At 38.3% G+C, this 16,946-nt stretch carries 18 protein-coding genes and 1 tRNA gene; 4 read left to right on the forward strand and 15 right to left on the reverse strand.

Translation table 11 applies throughout. The features are described from left to right. Nucleotides 1-27: 27 nt before the first annotated feature. The 5 genes from ACQP6D_RS04265 to ACQP6D_RS04285 all read right to left on the reverse strand — a co-directional run bounded on the left by ACQP6D_RS04265 (nucleotide 28) and on the right by ACQP6D_RS04285 (nucleotide 3,654). The gene (locus ACQP6D_RS04265) at nucleotides 28-465 is read right to left on the reverse strand and encodes a VirB3 family type IV secretion system protein (RefSeq protein WP_267390696.1); all 438 of its coding nucleotides are present in this window, start codon (nucleotides 463-465) and stop codon (nucleotides 28-30) included. A gap of 12 nt (nucleotides 466-477) precedes the next feature. Beyond that, the gene (locus ACQP6D_RS04270; protein ID WP_427857527.1) at nucleotides 478-792 is read right to left on the reverse strand and encodes a TrbC/VirB2 family protein; all 315 of its coding nucleotides are present in this window, start codon (nucleotides 790-792) and stop codon (nucleotides 478-480) included. A 191-nt stretch (nucleotides 793-983) separates the two neighbouring features. Continuing rightward, a complete protein-coding gene (locus tag ACQP6D_RS04275) occupies nucleotides 984-1,748 on the reverse strand; it encodes a lytic transglycosylase domain-containing protein (RefSeq protein WP_427857528.1) in 765 nt (254 codons plus the stop codon). A gap of 95 nt (nucleotides 1,749-1,843) precedes the next feature. Next, complete coding sequence (locus ACQP6D_RS04280) at nucleotides 1,844-2,440, reverse strand: hypothetical protein (RefSeq protein ID WP_427857529.1); 597 nt, start codon at nucleotides 2,438-2,440, stop codon at nucleotides 1,844-1,846. Nucleotides 2,441-3,192: 752 nt separating this feature from the next. After that, complete coding sequence (locus tag ACQP6D_RS04285) at nucleotides 3,193-3,654, reverse strand: single-stranded DNA-binding protein (RefSeq protein ID WP_427857530.1); 462 nt, start codon at nucleotides 3,652-3,654, stop codon at nucleotides 3,193-3,195. 251 nt (nucleotides 3,655-3,905) lie between these two features. Here ACQP6D_RS04285 and ACQP6D_RS04290 point away from each other — a divergent pair. The 4 genes from ACQP6D_RS04290 (at nucleotide 3,906) to ACQP6D_RS04305 (ending at nucleotide 7,042) form a co-directional block, all read left to right on the forward strand. Further along, nucleotides 3,906-3,972: transfer RNA gene (locus tag ACQP6D_RS04290), tRNA-OTHER, on the forward strand. 803 nt (nucleotides 3,973-4,775) lie between these two features. Next, nucleotides 4,776-5,297 carry a DUF2778 domain-containing protein gene (locus ACQP6D_RS04295; RefSeq protein ID WP_427857531.1) on the forward strand — a complete coding sequence of 174 codons (522 nt, stop codon included), beginning with the start codon at nucleotides 4,776-4,778 and terminating at the stop codon, nucleotides 5,295-5,297. After that, the gene (locus ACQP6D_RS04300; protein WP_100140442.1) at nucleotides 5,275-5,538 is read left to right on the forward strand and encodes a hypothetical protein; all 264 of its coding nucleotides are present in this window, start codon (nucleotides 5,275-5,277) and stop codon (nucleotides 5,536-5,538) included. Before ACQP6D_RS04295 ends, ACQP6D_RS04300 begins: the two co-directional genes overlap by 23 nt. A gap of 1,165 nt (nucleotides 5,539-6,703) precedes the next feature. After that, nucleotides 6,704-7,042, forward strand: a complete 339-nt coding sequence (locus ACQP6D_RS04305; RefSeq protein WP_427857532.1) for a DUF3761 domain-containing protein — start codon at nucleotides 6,704-6,706, stop codon at nucleotides 7,040-7,042. A 418-nt stretch (nucleotides 7,043-7,460) separates the two neighbouring features. On the opposite strand, the gene ACQP6D_RS04310 is transcribed toward ACQP6D_RS04305, so the two are convergent. The 10 genes from ACQP6D_RS04310 to ACQP6D_RS04355 form a co-directional block, all read right to left on the reverse strand. Further along, nucleotides 7,461-8,006 (reverse strand): cysteine hydrolase family protein, encoded by a 546-nt coding sequence (locus ACQP6D_RS04310; RefSeq protein WP_367432463.1) that lies wholly within the window; start codon nucleotides 8,004-8,006, stop codon nucleotides 7,461-7,463. A 164-nt stretch (nucleotides 8,007-8,170) separates the two neighbouring features. Further along, nucleotides 8,171-9,436, reverse strand: a complete 1,266-nt coding sequence (locus tag ACQP6D_RS04315) for a three-Cys-motif partner protein TcmP (RefSeq protein ID WP_427857533.1) — start codon at nucleotides 9,434-9,436, stop codon at nucleotides 8,171-8,173. A 30-nt stretch (nucleotides 9,437-9,466) separates the two neighbouring features. Further along, the gene (locus ACQP6D_RS04320) at nucleotides 9,467-10,207 is read right to left on the reverse strand and encodes a DUF5131 family protein (RefSeq protein ID WP_367432467.1); all 741 of its coding nucleotides are present in this window, start codon (nucleotides 10,205-10,207) and stop codon (nucleotides 9,467-9,469) included. Between the two features lie 390 nt (nucleotides 10,208-10,597). Continuing rightward, the gene (locus tag ACQP6D_RS04325) at nucleotides 10,598-11,866 is read right to left on the reverse strand and encodes a Y-family DNA polymerase (RefSeq protein WP_427857534.1); all 1,269 of its coding nucleotides are present in this window, start codon (nucleotides 11,864-11,866) and stop codon (nucleotides 10,598-10,600) included. Then, nucleotides 11,850-13,241 (reverse strand): 3'-5' exonuclease family protein, encoded by a 1,392-nt coding sequence (locus tag ACQP6D_RS04330; protein ID WP_370389291.1) that lies wholly within the window; start codon nucleotides 13,239-13,241, stop codon nucleotides 11,850-11,852. Before ACQP6D_RS04330 ends, ACQP6D_RS04325 begins: the two co-directional genes overlap by 17 nt. 10 nt (nucleotides 13,242-13,251) lie before the next feature. Next, complete coding sequence (locus tag ACQP6D_RS04335; RefSeq protein WP_370389290.1) at nucleotides 13,252-13,875, reverse strand: LexA family protein; 624 nt, start codon at nucleotides 13,873-13,875, stop codon at nucleotides 13,252-13,254. Between the two features lie 261 nt (nucleotides 13,876-14,136). After that, complete coding sequence (locus tag ACQP6D_RS04340) at nucleotides 14,137-14,379, reverse strand: hypothetical protein (RefSeq protein WP_100140436.1); 243 nt, start codon at nucleotides 14,377-14,379, stop codon at nucleotides 14,137-14,139. A gap of 23 nt (nucleotides 14,380-14,402) precedes the next feature. Beyond that, nucleotides 14,403-15,011, reverse strand: a complete 609-nt coding sequence (locus ACQP6D_RS04345; protein WP_100157293.1) for a Maf family protein — start codon at nucleotides 15,009-15,011, stop codon at nucleotides 14,403-14,405. A gap of 151 nt (nucleotides 15,012-15,162) precedes the next feature. Next, nucleotides 15,163-16,155 (reverse strand): MDR family oxidoreductase, encoded by a 993-nt coding sequence (locus tag ACQP6D_RS04350; protein WP_427857535.1) that lies wholly within the window; start codon nucleotides 16,153-16,155, stop codon nucleotides 15,163-15,165. A gap of 159 nt (nucleotides 16,156-16,314) precedes the next feature. Continuing rightward, on the reverse strand, nucleotides 16,315-16,935 hold the full coding sequence (locus ACQP6D_RS04355; protein ID WP_427857537.1) for a TetR family transcriptional regulator C-terminal domain-containing protein: 621 nt from the start codon (nucleotides 16,933-16,935) through the stop codon (nucleotides 16,315-16,317). Between the last annotated feature and the right edge of the window lie 11 nt (nucleotides 16,936-16,946).

Here is a 16,946-nt window from a genome sequence, read left to right on the forward strand (position 1 = left end):
AAATGACCAGATTTATACCAGACAATATTATTGGTTACGTGTTGGCATATCTTTGGTAGAAAGTCTACTCCGGATGGTTGATTTCGCAGTATATTGCTCAAAAAATCGCTGATAATCATCTATCTGTCTCCCAAATTTTGTTGACAGGATTGTTGTTGTATTGTTAAACAACTTCGCATTACGTCTACGTAAAAACCACTTACATTCATATAGAATTATCCTTAGGGCCTGATCATCGTTTTTACAGGCAGTGTGCATAAATGCGATTATGGGTGTAGGTAACAGAATGAATAAAAATGCCTTTCCTTGAAGAAAAGGCATTGCAATCATTACAGCTATTACCCCTACAAATCCACATATAGCCAATGCAGTTATAGGTATGCCTATAACCATTGCCTGACGTGCAAGACCATTAAACGTTAATTGTTCGGTATCAATGGTTTCATGTGAGGGTTCATAAGCCATAAAATTCCTTTATCAGCCGAAAACCATCTTCGAGCCGCCAGTAAAGAACCAGCCAGCAATTGCAAACGCACCGCCGGCACAGAATATCCATAGGCCTGTTTCCAATACATCAGTCCAGGTTTTGCGGCCACCCCATCCTTGCACAAACTGCCATAACAGGCATAAACCAGCTATTACGCCCACTACAGTATAAATAGCTGTCCGTACTTCGGTTGCCATGCTTACACCCTGTGCAGCCATTCCACCGGTCGCCATAGCACATTGTGCAAATCCGGCGAAGAATAAAATCATCAGCCATGATAATTTGGGCTTTAATTTACTAGGCATATATTATTTCCTTAAATAAATATGTTTTTGCAGACGAAAAAAAACCGGCTTTAAGCCGGTATAACGATTGAAATATGCTATATAGATTGAATATTTAACTCATATGAACTTCCTTTCAGAAACGACAAAAAAAGCCCGCACAAGGCGAGCTTTAAAAAACGGCATAAAGCCTGGATTAATAGGGGTAGTACCTAGAATTCTTTAAAAACATCCCAGCTTGCGCTGGTACGTTGAAGAGGCACCGGTGAGTTCTCTTGAGTAGCATTTTGCTGTTGAACTTTTGAGAAAGGTATAACGGGAATACTGCGTTGAATTGTTTTAACAGTTTGCACTGCAGGGATAATGGCTGGCACACGTAAAGTTGTATTTGATGAATTAAGAGCAGCACTATTAACCACTTTTTGAACATAGGATGGCTGCCCTGGAAAATCACTTTTAAAGCCGAAATTAAAATTTCCAGAGTAATAACAACTGAAAGCTTTCTGTAGAGTTGTTTGGCTCAGTTTGCCACCATCATTAAGGCTGGCCCGCGTATAACAATCGGTAAGGATTTTGGCTCCAGCAGCAAGATTTTTACAGGGGTCAAATACCGTTTCATAGGTCAGGCCATAGCGAGCCAGATTATTTTTATTTACTTGAACCAGTCCCATACTGAAGTTCTTACCAGCACTGTGCAATGCCTTGGCTGCTGCTACAGCCTCGGTATAGGACTGAGGCTGCCGTTTAAGGGAACCCCTGACTACACCTATAGCAAAGGGATTAAAGCCGCTTTCAACGCGGGCAATGGCCTGTAATGTGTCATGATGAACATTATTAGCGCATTGCTGGGCTAGCTGATTAAAATTAACCCGCTGTACAGATGTAGCAGCGGGTTGTTGATTTTCGATATTCTGGAGTTTTGTCGATGCTGTAACTAAGAATGGAAAAAAGAGTAATAAGATTATTAAAAGTTTCATATCTGGCTTCAACCTTAAAAACATATGTTTTTATCAGGACGTATCGCAAATTTTTTTCAACCATACCTTTGATAGATTCATAATAATTTATCTTTTCAATGGTATTCAGACGGTGGTTTGTTTGTATAAATTCGTCCTTTATGCCCAATATGCTGTGCAAGTTGATTGAAAAATAACTCAAGTACTTCGTGTAATTTTTTATTATTATTAATGTGTATTATTCCCCATTTCGCATAAAAGAATTTTACGAATGAGATAATATGAACAAAATACTTTCTATCATAACTAACTCCTGCCCCGTATTGTAGGGATTGGCCAACGGCAACAATCGCCTTGCCTGAGCTGTCTATTGAGACATAAGCTCGGCTAATTACTGGCAGTAAATTATGTTCAATAATTCGTTCCTCATCAATATTAAGACTCGTGATAAAGGCATTAAGAACAGAGCTTATAGATTGTTTTTCTACAAGTAGTCTGCTCTCTTTGTATGCAACATTAAGTGTTTCACAACTTCGTTTTTCGTTTATTTCAATATCAATTAATGCTTTTAATGCAAGAAACTCTTTTTGATTCATGTTATCAATGATGGCGCTGGGGAAAGCTCCAGCATAAGCACCATAATATAATTGCAATACACCTTTTTCATTATAAGACAAAGTCATACTGGGATATTGTATATTAGTATTAGTCATAATGTTTTCTTAGATAAAATAAAAGCCTGCTTTTAGCGGGCCATCTAGATTAATTAAAAGATAATTAAAGGAAATATTTGGAATTAAGTACCAAGGCTTTTACTGTCAAAGACAAATGTGGCTCATAATTGGCCCCTTTAATTTTTAGCTATGTTGAAGCTTTTTGAGGACATCTAATCTTAATCTGTCAACGTAACAATTTTGTAGGTTTTTATTCAACTGACACTCTATAAACAGTTTTTTACTCTCAAGGATTTGTTCATTTGTTAATTTAGCATTTAGGGAATTTTCAATTTCGTTCATATCAGAGTAAAAGCTATTTTCATCATATGTTCTCAATACATTAAATCTGGATAATGAGTACGCATAGATTAAACTGACAAGCAAAATTATTAAACTAAAGATACTTAAACTGTTAATAGTTGGTCTCAGTATCCATTTGGGATTGATGAGAGATATAACTACAATAATAATAAAATACAGAGTGTAAATACTCAAAGCTGGAATACTATACAAAAGTGTTGAATACCATGGCAAAGCATCCACTTTATCCATAAGGAGTTGATACCAAGTCGAATTCAATTCTAGATTAGTTATTACTTGATTCATAAGATAACTTCCTATTAATAAAAGCCAGATCGTTAGTGACCAAATGACAGTAGCAAAAGATAAAAATAAATCTCCCTTGTTTATAGTTATAAATTTTTGAGACCAGCTTTATTTTTAAGATTACAAATTATTATTTATTAGGATTAAAACGGAATATCATCATCTGCGAATTGGGAAACATTTTGATTCGGCGAGGGATTCGAAGATAATTCTGTTTTCTGTGATAAGTTATTAGCATTTGCTGCTGAATTTTGTATTGGTGTTGAATTGTTATTTTTATAAGTTAACATTCGCATTTCATTTGCAATAATGTTATAAGCCAAACGTTCGATTTGATTTGTATCTATATATCTCTTACTTTGAATGCGGCCCTCAATAAATACTAAACTACCTTTTTCAAGGTACTGGTTAGCTATCTCAGCCAATTTTCCAAACATTGTAATATTGTGCCATTCTGTTTGAGATTGTTTATTTCCAGTGCGGTCTTTCCATTTTTCCTCTGTGGCCAATGTAAAAGTGGCCATAGCGTCATTCGTAGAGCTATAACGTATTTCAGGTTTTCGACCTAATCTTCCAATTAAGATAACTTTGTTAATAGTAGTCATATGAATGAAACCCTCTTAAGTGAATATGTTTATTTAGACGTGATTCGTATGTTTTGCATTAATTTTGAGCAACTCGTGCATTAATCGCCATGATGTCAAGCTTCTTCAAATCTCCATAAAAAAACGATTATCTAAACGCTCTGTAAAGTGTTTAGATAATCGTTCTTGATGTGCCCAAATTGTGACGAAAAGTCATGTAATGTGGCTAATTATGACTAAGTTTGCAAGCATCACTATTTAATTAAATCAATGGGTTGTATCGCAGTATTAGGACTTTTAATCCGTTGGTCGAGCGTTCGAATCGCTCACGACCCACCATTCATTCTTGATGTCCAGTTTTATATTTTATCAAATTTCTATTCTAAAGCTTTATATTTAAATTATAAATTTGTTTAAAAACAAAATTCTTGGCCTTTTAATTTCCCTTAGAGTATTTCCTGCCAATATAATTAATGCCGGTCTGCATGGTTGAATATTAGGTGAATTAATTCTATAAAAGTTTTAATTAACTAAACATTTATGCAAGCTATAATTTCCATATTCATATATTAAAGCTTTATCTACTTTATTGTTAAACAAAGTAATGATAAATTATACGGCAGCTTTTGATGAGCCATTTGAATACTTATTTAGAAATTAAAGGTAAAACAGTAATGTTACCAAAAATTTTAACCTATATGCATATATAAACGCTTATTTTGAATATTTCTGATATAATTATAGAGTAAATATGAATTATGAATTATGAATTATGAAAATATATTTCAATCTATTTGAGATTTTCATTACTCATGACTTCGTAGAAATTCTTTATTATTTTTAGTTTAATACATGATTGAAAAATTATAAATAATTCATAATTTTCTAAATTATACGTGTATTGCTCTTGCAAGTGATGAATTTGACTCGATCAATTAAAAATTTTTTTGATATTTCAAAAGCTTCCCTATTTTCCCTCTTATGGAGAGTTCAAAGTAACTTTCCATTAAAAATATTGATATTGCTATATAAAATTGAGAGCTTATTTAAATCTTCTAGTAATATTATTTTATTAACTTGATGAAAAAGATATTTTAATCTAAAATTACATAATATTACATATCTTAGTGCAAGAGTTATAAATGATTTATTGCGAAATGGATTATAGCAAAACCAGTACAGATGGGCAGACAGTTAAGTTAATATGCTATGGGGTCGGAACATTTGAAGTTTTTTCCGGTATTAAACCAACAACAAATATAGCAGAATGTGCTTTTAAAGAAAAGGCAGCTTTACCACCTGGCAATTACTGGATTGTGCCTCGTCCTATGGGCAGTTTTGCTAATCGTGTCTTGAGTTCTATAAATGATATTATAAATGGCACTAATCATAGCGAATGGTTTGGGTTATATAGCGAGTCGACCATGAGTGACCATCTTTTTGTCAATGGAGTTAATAGAGGAGGATTTAGATTACATCCATTGCGTTCTGATGGTTCTGGAGAGTCATGGGGATGTATCACGTTTCGCCATATTTCCCAATTTCAGATACTTCGAAAAGTACTTCTTTCTACAAATATGACTACAGTTAAAGCTGGCGTTAAAGCTTATGGGCGTGTAATAGTTAAAGGAAGAACAGATTATGAAAACTGCAAAATCAAATAGACGCTTACGGTCTTTTGGTTTATTCATTTTAATTTATATTATATGTCAGGCTATTGTATTTTTAGTTCGTCCCGTTTGGCGATTAATTGAAAAATTTTCATATCTTATTGATGATTTTCTTAATTATTCGGGCATTGCACTTGCTGATGGTGAATTTGATCCAGCTGGATTATGGGTTATATTTGGTATGCCTTTACTTGTTGCCTTTGCTATTTTTAGTCTGATCAAGAAATTTCGTTAGTATTTTAATTGGATGTTTTATGTTCTGATAACAGTACCATTTTGTTTTTTCCTATATGACTTTTAATAATATTTGTTAGCGGTTTAATATCAAGAATTTAAAATAGCTTTAAAAAAATGCAATAATTAAGTTTATGTTGATTGAGAGCTTTTTTTAATAGACAATTGCTCTAAGCAATGTAAAACAAATTACTGATAATTATTTTTATGCCTAATTTTATACCTTGTTTATCATTTCTGATAACTAGTTATATGTTTTTTTAATAATTTATCATGTTCAACTTTCTATTTATTTCATTGATAGCTTTGTTTCCTATGGCAGATAAGATTTAATTTCTTTTTGTAAAATTAAAAAAGCTATATATAACTTAATTACCAGTATTATTTTTCTATTCGAACTTATCCAGTAATAGATATAATCATATTAAATTAACTATCTAAAAAATGTTGTTTATTAACGGTGATTTTTTTATTTTTTTAGGTGGTTAATACTTTTGAAATTTCTATACATAAAGAAAATATTTCATTTATTGCTATTTTTAATTTGAAAATATTCTATTAGGTAATGCTAAATAAAATTTCGTTTGCTTTCAGTTTCTCAAGACCGTATCTAACTTTGATTGGGATAGGTTGGACACGACTGAAAAACTGTTTAAATGTTTTTTCTGATTGTTCATTTGATAAGTTTGTTTAATATGCTATTTCATCATTTCGATAATGTATTTTGTCAAAAATACAACAAATGTTTGGTCTCAAGGGTAGTGTGATCAATATTAATTTTCACTACACAGTATATTACATTATTATAAATTAATTAACTTATTTTATTGAAAAAATATTAAACTTTTATTTTAATAATTTAAAGGTTTTTTTATATAAAATTAGATGGTTTTTTGTTATTGGTAAACTCTGCTTCTAAGGTTTAAAAAAAACAATTAAATAATTTTGTGATGGAAAGACTGTATTTCATTAACTTATATGGTTGCGTAAAATAAATTTTTTCAAAAATAATATTTATATTTTTGAAGAAACTAATAAACTTTCCATGAATGACTTTTCGAAAATAAATCTAAAAATTTTAAGTAAATTATTTAACATATTGATTTTAGTGAAAAAAATGTGGTAAAAATCTTGTAATTCTTACTACATAGTTGAAAGGAGTTTTCATGAAAATCACAACTAATATTACTCTGCTTTTTTTATGTTTTTATCTTCCACAATTTGGTTTTGCAAGAATAACGACTAATGCAAATGATCCAGATGTAAAGTCTAAATGTGCAGATGGTACATATTCCACATCAGTAGGAAGAGGAACTTGTTCCCATCATGGTGGGGTGGTTTATGATGATGCTCCTGCAAAAAGAAAATCAAATAAAACACCAAAAATCAAACAACCGAATACTGAACAACCTAAAAATTTCCCTAATAGGGTCAGATGTATAGATGGTACTTCTTCTAAAGCAGGAAGAGGTGCTTGTTCAAGACACGGTGGTGTAGCCAGATAAAGTTTAGAAAGTAATGTGAAAAATATTATTTTTAATCATAATATTTTTCTCATTTCTAAATATATGATTTTTAAAAAATCTGGTTTTTATTTTTTGATATTTAGTTTGTTGATTTTATATCTCAATGAAAAATTTAGGTAACTTTTATCTTTAGTTAGATACCTATCCAGTTTTCCTGCTCAATGTTACCTTTATGACTAAAGTTAATCAGATATTTAAAAAATACTGTATGTTTGTTTAGTTGCTGAACAGTAAATTAGATGAGGTAGTAATTAAAGATATCACCACTTTAGAAAGGTAGTTTGAATGCGCCGTATTTGCTTTAGATTTTAATAACATGGTCTTAATTGAACATTGCTCATTTTTTTATAAAAGGCAGACGTTTTTCTTTTGTGGTTGAACCAGTTTTTACTGTAAATCATTCTATAGTTGCACCTAAAGTGTTTTGAAAATGTTTTAATGCCCACTCATGACCGATAGGGTCGAAGCTGGCAACGGCACTCTGATGAATGACTATTTTATAGTTCAGATTATAGGCATCTACGGCGGTATGTAGCACGCAGATATCGGTGCAGACACCGGTTAAATGTATTTCGGTAATATTTCTTTCGCGCAAGCGTATATCCAGATCGGTGCCGCTGAAAGCGGAATAGTGGCGTTTATTCAGCCAATATACCTGTGGATTAGTCTGATGTTGTGTGTACAATTGTCTCAATGCACCAAATAACTGCTGCCCTGTGGTGCCAATGAGGTTATGCGGCGGAAACAGTCGGTTTTCAGGATGATAGTTATCATCTACCTGATGTGCATCTATAGCAAATACTACATATTCTCCCTGCTCAATAAAGCTGCTGGCCAGATTTACTATGGCACTTTCAATTGATTGTCCAGCTGAGCCGGTTGTCAGTGCGCCATCATTAGCGATAAAGTCATTGGTGTAATCTATTGAAATTAGTGCTTTCATATGATTCTTGGTAAAGCTCGGCAAATGTGAAATTTTAAAACAGATTTAATTTTTGCTCACTCATCAATTTTACAGTTTATATTTCTATTTTATAAAAACAGATTCGTCATTGTATTAAACTTAATAGTCACTTTGTAAAAAAATTAATATTAACTATTAGCTATTTATAAAAGTATCATTTGCTTAGCTGGCAAAATTATATCTGAGTCAGAAATTGAATTAGCAGATCTTCTATACGTTTTTCCATCTTTACTAACAATCAAAATTTCTTTATTTTGTAGATTTAAGTTTAATGATCTACGATATATTTGTGAGGTTGCGGGTGTGGTATTGCATGTGTTTGTGAAGAGTTGTTCAAAAGTTATACCATTTTTATTTTGATAGATAAGGTTAGGTAAGTCTTCTACCAGTTCGTTTATACTTTTTTCTTCTGCTTTATTATCAAATTCAAATCCAAGTTGATTTGTAGCTTCTACATCTATATCTGGATCGTATCCTAGCATATCAAACATATTTAGCCCTGCTCCTCCATAATGAATGAAATAATTATGATTTTCCCAATGAACATTCATCATTACGTCTCTAGCCTTAGGATGTTGAGACATATGAATTAGCCAATAATATCCGTGTCCTGTTTTATTGCGTATAAAAAAAGGAGTAAAATATTTGGCGACACATGACTCACGCATGTTTTTATATAATCCAAATTGTGTTTCAAATCGCCAATTTTTTTTTGATAATCTACGTTTTTGTAAACCCTCCGCCAATAAGTCACTACTATTGTTTATTCCAATATTATTTAATATTTGTGCAGTAGTTCCATTTGCGCTTGCATAATTAAGAATTGCATCTACTGCAAAAGTTAAAATAATTTCCGCTGTGGGTAATTTGTTAAATATTTTATTTATTGCTTGAAAAGAAACATTTGCATATCCACATTGATCTAAAATAAATATAGAACGTCCATTTTTTGGATTTTTATTTTTTATAAAATCAATTATGTTATCTAGTCGACTTGCAAATTCTGATTCTAAGAAATGTATTTTTTTATTTGGTAAATAATTTTTTATTTTTAAAATATTTTTTAGTGAATCTATATGTGTTTTTTCTTTATCATTAAAAATAAAATCAACATCTAAATTAATCCTTTTAGTTCGTTCATGATTAATTTCATAGTCGGCTAATTTTACTGAATCTAAGCATACTAACGGTGAACCTTTTATTTCCTCTTTTGTTTTTGCATCTTGATAAAGCCCTCCGCCTGCAAACCCATCCACAATAGTAACTTTAATATTATCCATTCTAGGATTTATTGATAATGTTTTAAAATATAATATTAAGTAAGATTCCAAAATTTTTAATTTGGCTTTGCTGTGTTCATCTAATTCAGGAATGCGTTCACCCCAATTAAATTTATTTTGCGTTCGCATTTAAATTATCTCTTTGTAATTGAATAATTTTTATTCTGGTAGGGCCGGCATTTGATCCCATGTACGACCATTCAAAACTCTTCCATTTTCTTTTTTGGCTCTTTTTATCCCATCTACACCCCATCCTCCCCATTGTTTAAAGAAAAATGCTACGCCATATTTTTCGCACTGGACACGGACGTTTTCTACCCATTCTCTATTCATTGGTCGTGCTTTAGGTCCTGATTCCCCTCCGACTATTACCCAGTGAATGTTGGATAAATTAATTTCACCTAAATCCTCTAATAATGGTTCAACCGATAAAAAACGAATTGAAGCTTCAATATCACGAAGATAATCTATTCTTGGTAGCCCATATTTTTTATCTTCAACAGTTACACCTAACCAAGCGTTTTTGGGTATGGAACGTTTTGCAAAAAATTCTGCCATTCGTTCTGCTCGTTTGGTTAAAATCTGAAATGTATGCCATTCAGACTTTTCAATTATATCAAAAACTTGTTCTATATAGGCGAAAGGTACATTTTCATGAAATAAATCTGACATTGAATTTACGAAATAGACCGTAGGTATTTTACGTTTTAAGGGTTCAAATAATCTTTGAGGTAAGATAGTTAACTTAAATCCATTTTCATATCCTGGGGTTTTCATGGCTTTTAATCTTTTGGCCATTGCTTCTGCGTAGCAATGTTTGCAACCTGGGGATACTTTTGTACAGCCTACTACAGGATTCCAAGTTTTTTCTGTCCATTCGATTTTGCTTTTAGAAGCCATTTTAGACGCCTTAATTAACTATATATTTTAATTATATTTTTGAATTGAAATGACATTGAATTTTTAGTTTATTGAAAGACTTCGATTGATGTAAACATATTTCTGTAATTTGGCAAAATTTATCGTATATGCTAAATAGAATAACTCAATAGTTTGAATTAATTTATAGCATTAATGTTTAAGTCTAAATAAAACTAATGGAACCTAAATAGCTTTAACTCTTACATTTTTATTGCACTAATGAAATTTGCTTTATAAATCATTTTTTCTCCATAAAATTCTAAAGTCACAAATCCTGAATCCTTTATTAGTATACTAATACATTTTAAAGGTAATTAAATATAAATTATAGGTATTAGATTATTTTTTTAAAAAAATATTTATTTTCAATTAGATGTAAATTTTTAATAAACCTTGCCATTGAGTGGTGTAGCAGGGGCTGAGCTGGGCACGGGTCATGAGCCAGTGGTTGGATTGCAGTTCGCTACCCAGCTGGATGCTACTGCGGCCGTAGTGGTTGGTGATGTTGTCCCATGCGGCCATCAGTTCGGGGCGGTGGTTGTGTTGGCTGGGGCAGAGTAAATCCAGTTGTTGGAAGTGATGTGTTGGTTCGATGCCGCCTAGTTCGATGCCGCATTTTTTGTATTCGTAGCCGGGGCGGTAGATGCGGCGCAGTAAATTTTGGGCGATGCGATTTAGGGTGATGCTGTCGGCGCTGGCATGTGGCAGTTTGATGAATTGGTAGCCATTGTATTGGGGCAGGTCGTGGCGGAAGCGGTTGGTGTAGATAAATACGCCGATGATATGTGCCTGACTATGCTGTTCGCGCAGTTTGGCGGCGCCAGCGGTGATGTGGTGGCTGATGGCTGCTTGCAGACCTTCGAGGCTGGTGACCATTCTGCCGAAGCTGCGGCTGCGTACGATGTTCTGGCGGTTGGCTTCTTCAATGATAAGTTCACTACAGGGGATACCCTGCATTTCGCGCTGGGTACGTTCGAGTACAACGCCAAACTGTTTGCGCAGGGTGGGAGTGTGGGCGTTGATGAAGTCAAGGGCGGTGTGGATACCCTGTGCGGCTAGTTTGTGGCCGATTCGGCGGCCAATACCCCAGATTTCGGTGACGGGTTCGCTGGCAAGGGCACGTTTCTGGATGTTGTGACTCCAGTCTGTCCAGACGACAACGCCGTTGAAATGGTGGCGGTGGCGTTTGGCTAGGTGGTTACAGAATTTGGCCAGTGTTCGGGTGGGGGCAATGCCGACGCAGGTGGGTATGCCAACCCATTGCTGGATGCGGTTGCGGATGTTGTGTCCAATCTGGTGCAGGTTGCTTAGTCCTTGCAGGTCGGCAAAGCATTCGTCGATGGAGTAGATTTCGATGGCGGGCACAAGGGAAGCGATGGTGCTCATCATGCGCCGTGATAGGTCGGCATACAGTTCGTAGTTGGATGAAAAAACGGTTAGTTTGCCTTGTTGTATGAGATGCTGAATCTGAAAGTAGGGTACGCCCATTTTGATGCCTATGTCTTTGGCTTCGTTGGAACGTGAGATGACGCAGCCGTCGTTGTTACTGAGTACGATGATGGGCTGTTGTCTGAGCTCGGGGCGGTAAACTCTTTCGCAGGAGCAATAGAAGTTATTGCCGTCAATCAGGGCAAACATGGGAGGGGTTCAGGGTTTGCAGGCGGTGTTTGTGTTGCTGGATGATCTGGTAGACGTCGCGATCCAGCTGGCCTTGTGGTTGGCTGAGGATGGTGTGCAGTTCGTCGCTATTGCTGGCGCTACCCAGATAAATCCAGTGATGGAAGATGTGGTATTTCTGTTTTTCTTTGACGTAGGCGTAGTGATTAAATGGCCAAGCGGCCAGTTTGATTTTTTGTAAGGCCAATGCCAGTTTGAGGTTGTGCATGTCGGCGCTGATTTTGTGGACACAGGCGCCGCTGCACTGGTGTAGCTGGTGGCGGAAACAGGGGCGGTTGCTGCTGCCTTTTTCGATACCGAGGGTTTGCAGGCACAGGTCGGTGCTGCTGATGGTGCTGTTGATGGTTTTCTGGGCATCGCTTTTACTGTGAAACAGGCCGTAGTAGCGCTGCTGCTGGTTAAGTAGAACATGGCGCATGGGGACGATACTCAAGGTGTCGTAGCCGTGCGCATTGGTGTCGACCCTGAAGCTAAACAGGTCTTTCTGGCGGCGCAGGCGGCGGTTAAGGATGGGTTGACGCTGTTTGATTTGTGCTGATTCGGTTAGCAAGGCATCCAGTTCGCCGCTACAGGGGATGATGTCTATTTTTCTGGCCTGTTGTGACAGGCTCATTTCTTTGCTGTTGTGCACATCCTGGTTGAAGTGGCTCAGCAGGCGGGTTTTGACTTGTTTGCTTTTGCCGATATACAGGGGCAGGTCGTTGTCGCCGTATATGAGGTATACGCCGTAATCGTCGCGGATGTTTTTCAGGATGTCGCTGTGGAGGTGGGCGGGCAGACTGGGGCGCTGCATGATGGTTTTGCAGGCCTGTTGCAGGGTGTCGGCTGAAAAGTTGTGTTTGAGTTGCTGCCAGAAGTCGTAGATGGCACGGGCATCGGCAAAGGCACGGTGACGGTTGTGCATGTCGATTTTGTGGCGGGCGATGATTTTGTCTAGGCCGTGATGTTTGTGTTCGGGATAGAGCAGGCGTGACAGTTTGACGGTACACAGTTGCTGCGGATTAAAGGTGTGGCCGAGTCGTTTGAAGGCGGCTTTAATGAAGCCGTAATCAAAGCGTACGTTGTGGGCAACGAAGATGCGATCTTTGAAGATGGTGGCAAGCTGGCTGGCAATTTCGTTATTAAAGTATGGTGCCTGTTCTACCATTTGGTTGCTGATGCCGGTGAGCGCTTGAATAAAAGGTGGAATGCTGGTGCCGGGGTTAAGCAGGGTATGGAAGAGCTGCTGTTGGCCGGCTTCAGTATAGACGACAGCGATTTCGGTTATGCGGTCGCTGGTGGTGCGGCCGCCGGTGGTTTCGATGTCGACAAAGGCGAGTTGCTGATCTGAGTACATGGTTTATGGGTTAGCGGACGTGTTTGATGACATAGGTGACGACGCCGACGATGGCGAGGGTGTCGCCTTCGCTAAAGCTGAAGTTGGGATAGGATTGGCTGCTGTTTTCGGAATGCAGTTCGACGTTGCCGTTGTCGAGTCTGTGCAGGCGTTTGATGGTGAATTCGTTACCTAAATCGGCCATGACAATGTCGCGGTGTTTAGGGGTGAGGGAGCGGTCGATGATTAGTAGGTCGTCACGACTGATGCCGGCATCGTGCATGGAGTCTCCGCCGCAGCGTACGGCAATGGTAGCGGCCTGATTTTTGATCAGGTACTGGTTGAAATCCAGATAGTCGCTGATGTATGGTTCTGCCGGGCTGGGGAAGCCGGCAGGAATAGTTTCTGTGGCCAGTGGAATGCTTAGCTGGCTGAGGTCGCTGGCTATTTTCCAGCAGTCGAGTGGTAGATGTTGTGCTGGTTGTAATGGACTGTCAGCCAGCTGATCAATCAGGTGCTCTACTGTTGGTATTAGGCTGACGGGGATGCGTTTAACTATTTTTGGTCCGGCAATTCTGGCTTTGCGTCCAGCGCCGGTTCTGCTACCACCGTGTGTGTTGGATTTTGCTGTTGTATCAACCACTAATATGCTCATCTTGATTAAGTTATTTAATCAAGAATGGTAGGGTTGTGATTTTTCTGCGTCAATTGTATCTAGCTGTAGCTTGCTGATAATGATTTGTTTTTATGTGGGTTATGCTGTTGGATATTACTTCTGTTGATGTAAGCTAACCGGTTTTGTGATTTTTTGATTATTCTGAATCATTGTTATTAATTGCAGGTGAATGGGTGAGATCGTTGCGCAGTCAATATGCGTTTGGATAATTTTAGGTGGGTAAGTATAGCTGGGAGTTGTCTAGTTTGGTTGCTGAGGTATAGAGGCTGGTCGGGAAGAATTGACAGAGGTTGATGGGATAATGCTATCTGAGGCAGTTTCATCAGCAATCCGGTCGAGAGTAGTGGTAGCTTCAAGGTGAGCGTTTTGGACATCGGAGGCGGTGATGGCTGCAGCTTCACTGGCGCTGCGATAATTTTCATGGTGTGAGCAGGCAGCCAGACTGGTAATGGCGAAAATAGGTAGTAAAGGCAGTATTTTCATGATGAATATAGATATTGTGTGGATTAATCTGGATTGGTAAGTGGAGTGCAGCCGCATTGGTTGAGTAGCTGGGTGGTTTCATAAACGGGTAAGCCCATGATACCGGTAAAGCTACCGCTGATGTGTTGAACCAGCATTCCGCCCAGCCCCTGGATGCCATAGGCTCCGGCTTTGTCCAGTGGTTCACCGCTGGCAATGTAAGCAGTAATCTGTTCATCCTGTAAGGGTGCAAAGTGTACAGTGCTGGTTTGCAGGCTGTGTAGGGTTTGGTTGTGCCAGTAGATGGAAACAGCGGTATGTACCTGATGCTGGCAGCCTGAAAGTAGTTTGAGCATGCGTGCCGCATCGTCGGTGTTGACTGGTTTGCCCAGAATGAGGTTATTCAGGCTAACGGTGGTGTCGGCGCTGATCAGCGGAAATTCCGGTGGCTGTTGCTGTGTCTGGTGCCATGTACTGAGTGCTGCGCTGTTTTTCATACGTGCCATGCGCTGCACATATTTAGTGGCGTTTTCGTCTGGGTAGGGCGTTTCATCAATCTCTGCGGGCAACCGCAATACATGGTAGCCAAGATTGGTGAGGATTTCATACCGACGGGGGCTGCCGGAAGCAAGGTAGACGGTAGGCGGGTTCATTGATAAGGAATAGTGTGTTGGGTGTGTATGTTATCGGTTGATTGTGGTTATTTTAGCATTGCCTTACGCAAAATGGTTTTTTTCTCTGGATATCGGTGCGGCTGGATTTTGGTCTAGATCCAGTTACGAGCAGCGGGCTGGTTTTGTCTGGTTAGAGGTTTACATCAACGATAAACCTACCTCTGATTTTGCCTTTAATGATGTCTTGAGCGGTTTCAGGGCACTCATTCAGGCTGATAGTGTGGGCAATGTGCTGCAGTTGCTGTGTATTCAGATGTTTGGCCAGAAAATCCCATGCTGCTATGCGTTGAGAGTAAGGTGCCATAACGCTGTCGATACCGGCTAGAGTAATGCCTCTAAGTATGAAAGGTGCCACTGTGGCCGGTAAATCCATGCCCTGAGCCAGACCGCATGCGGTGACGATACCGCCATATTTGGTCTGGGCACAGATGTTAGCCAAGCTGTGTGAACCGAGTACATCTATAGCAGCTGCCCATTGTTGTTTTTGTAATGGTTTTTCTGCATTGGCCAGTGTTTTACTGTCAATGAAGTGGTGTACGCCTAGTTGTTGCAAATAATCGGTGTTACTGATTTTGCTGGTAGCAGCGGTGAGGGTATAGCCTAATTGAGCCAGTAACATAATGGCAACGGAACCGACACCTCCTGTGGCGCCAGTAATAAGAATGTTGCCATGTTCTGGAGTAATGCCATGTTTGATGATGCGTTGAACACAAAGGGCGGCTGTATATCCGGCCGTACCGATCATCATGGCTTGCTGGGTGCTTAAGCCGGCTGGTAAGGGGATAAGCCAGTCTGATTTAAGATAGGCATACTGACTCAGACAGCCCCAATGGGTTTCGCCACAGCCCCAGCCGTTTAAGATGACGCGATCTCCAGCTTTAAAGAGCTCGCTGCCGCTGCGAATAATGGTACCGGCACCGTCTATGCCGGGTACCATCGGCCATTGCCTTACTATGGGGCCGCTATTAGTGATGGCCAGAGCATCTTTATAGTTCAGACTAGAAAACTGAATTTGTATCAGGGTATCGCCTGTTTGTTGTAGCAGATTTTCTTCTCTGATTTGTTGGATGCTACAGGAAAAATCGTTTTCAGTTTTTTCTAAGAATATGGCCTTGGATAACATGACATTATGCCTTTTAGGGGGTAACTAGACGGATGGTCTAATTTTGATTATAGGCTGGTTGTCAGTAATGAGCAATTGGTTAATTGGTCAATGCGGTTGGTTTGGTTAAAGCGAAAAAGACGTGTTGAAGTAGCTAATGTGGCTAGCAGCTGGGGTGTGTTAGGCGGATTTGATTAAATTGAAAAACTGTTGGGTAAATGTGTCTAGTGGTGTGGCATTTTTCAGCAGTTTGGCTCGGCTGACTGCTCCTTCCCAACCCAGCCAAAAGAAACATGCCAGTTGGTTGCAGTCTGTTTGCTGGTTTATTTCATGTTGCTGCTGGGCCAACCGTAAGCAGCTGGCGATGAGGTGCTGCCAGTTGTGTAAAATATTGCTGAGTAAAGCGGGGTAATCTGGCGGAAGCAAGCATTCGTCATGCATTAGCTCACCAACTAGGCAGCCGCGGTTGAAATGGTATTCAGACATGCTGTTTCTGGCATCTGTACAGAATGCCTTGATTCTGGTAAGTGCAGAAGAAATGTTTTCGTTGAGTAAATGCTGCTGTAGTTTTTTTGTGAAAAAACTGTTGTAGTAATCAAGTATGGCATAGCCAAATTCTTCTTTGCTTTTGAAATAATAATAAAAAGAGCCTTTGGGGACGCCTACATTTTTAAGTATGCTTTCAATATTCGCACTGATGTAGCCGTATGTGGTCATGGCTTCTACGCCGCTGCGGATAAGCGCAATTTTGGTATTACGGCCTTTACGGGATAATGTTGGCGTTGTAGCTGGTTCTGTCATCGTACTATTGT

It is taken from the genome of Snodgrassella sp. CS2, assembly GCF_050310315.1.
GTDB lineage: Bacteria > Pseudomonadota > Gammaproteobacteria > Burkholderiales > Neisseriaceae > Snodgrassella > Snodgrassella alvi_E.

What these genes read in the sequence shown, in the direction of transcription:
- ACQP6D_RS04265 (WP_267390696.1), bottom strand. Translation starts at nt 465, where the DNA reads ATGGCTTATGAACCCTCACATGAAACCATTGATACCGAACAATTAACG.
- ACQP6D_RS04270 (WP_427857527.1), bottom strand. Translation starts at nt 792, where the DNA reads ATGCCTAGTAAATTAAAGCCCAAATTATCATGGCTGATGATTTTATTC.
- ACQP6D_RS04275 (WP_427857528.1), bottom strand. Translation starts at nt 1,748, where the DNA reads ATGAAACTTTTAATAATCTTATTACTCTTTTTTCCATTCTTAGTTACA.
- ACQP6D_RS04280 (WP_427857529.1), bottom strand. Translation starts at nt 2,440, where the DNA reads ATGACTAATACTAATATACAATATCCCAGTATGACTTTGTCTTATAAT.
- ACQP6D_RS04285 (WP_427857530.1), bottom strand. Translation starts at nt 3,654, where the DNA reads ATGACTACTATTAACAAAGTTATCTTAATTGGAAGATTAGGTCGAAAA.
- ACQP6D_RS04295 (WP_427857531.1), top strand. Translation starts at nt 4,776, where the DNA reads ATGATTTATTGCGAAATGGATTATAGCAAAACCAGTACAGATGGGCAG.
- ACQP6D_RS04300 (WP_100140442.1), top strand. Translation starts at nt 5,275, where the DNA reads ATGAAAACTGCAAAATCAAATAGACGCTTACGGTCTTTTGGTTTATTC.
- ACQP6D_RS04305 (WP_427857532.1), top strand. Translation starts at nt 6,704, where the DNA reads ATGAAAATCACAACTAATATTACTCTGCTTTTTTTATGTTTTTATCTT.
- ACQP6D_RS04310 (WP_367432463.1), bottom strand. Translation starts at nt 8,006, where the DNA reads ATGAAAGCACTAATTTCAATAGATTACACCAATGACTTTATCGCTAAT.
- ACQP6D_RS04315 (WP_427857533.1), bottom strand. Translation starts at nt 9,436, where the DNA reads ATGCGAACGCAAAATAAATTTAATTGGGGTGAACGCATTCCTGAATTA.
- ACQP6D_RS04320 (WP_367432467.1), bottom strand. Translation starts at nt 10,207, where the DNA reads ATGGCTTCTAAAAGCAAAATCGAATGGACAGAAAAAACTTGGAATCCT.
- ACQP6D_RS04325 (WP_427857534.1), bottom strand. Translation starts at nt 11,866, where the DNA reads ATGTTTGCCCTGATTGACGGCAATAACTTCTATTGCTCCTGCGAAAGA.
- ACQP6D_RS04330 (WP_370389291.1), bottom strand. Translation starts at nt 13,241, where the DNA reads ATGTACTCAGATCAGCAACTCGCCTTTGTCGACATCGAAACCACCGGC.
- ACQP6D_RS04335 (WP_370389290.1), bottom strand. Translation starts at nt 13,875, where the DNA reads ATGAGCATATTAGTGGTTGATACAACAGCAAAATCCAACACACACGGT.
- ACQP6D_RS04340 (WP_100140436.1), bottom strand. Translation starts at nt 14,379, where the DNA reads ATGAAAATACTGCCTTTACTACCTATTTTCGCCATTACCAGTCTGGCT.
- ACQP6D_RS04345 (WP_100157293.1), bottom strand. Translation starts at nt 15,011, where the DNA reads ATGAACCCGCCTACCGTCTACCTTGCTTCCGGCAGCCCCCGTCGGTAT.
- ACQP6D_RS04350 (WP_427857535.1), bottom strand. Translation starts at nt 16,155, where the DNA reads ATGTTATCCAAGGCCATATTCTTAGAAAAAACTGAAAACGATTTTTCC.
- ACQP6D_RS04355 (WP_427857537.1), bottom strand. Translation starts at nt 16,935, where the DNA reads ATGACAGAACCAGCTACAACGCCAACATTATCCCGTAAAGGCCGTAAT.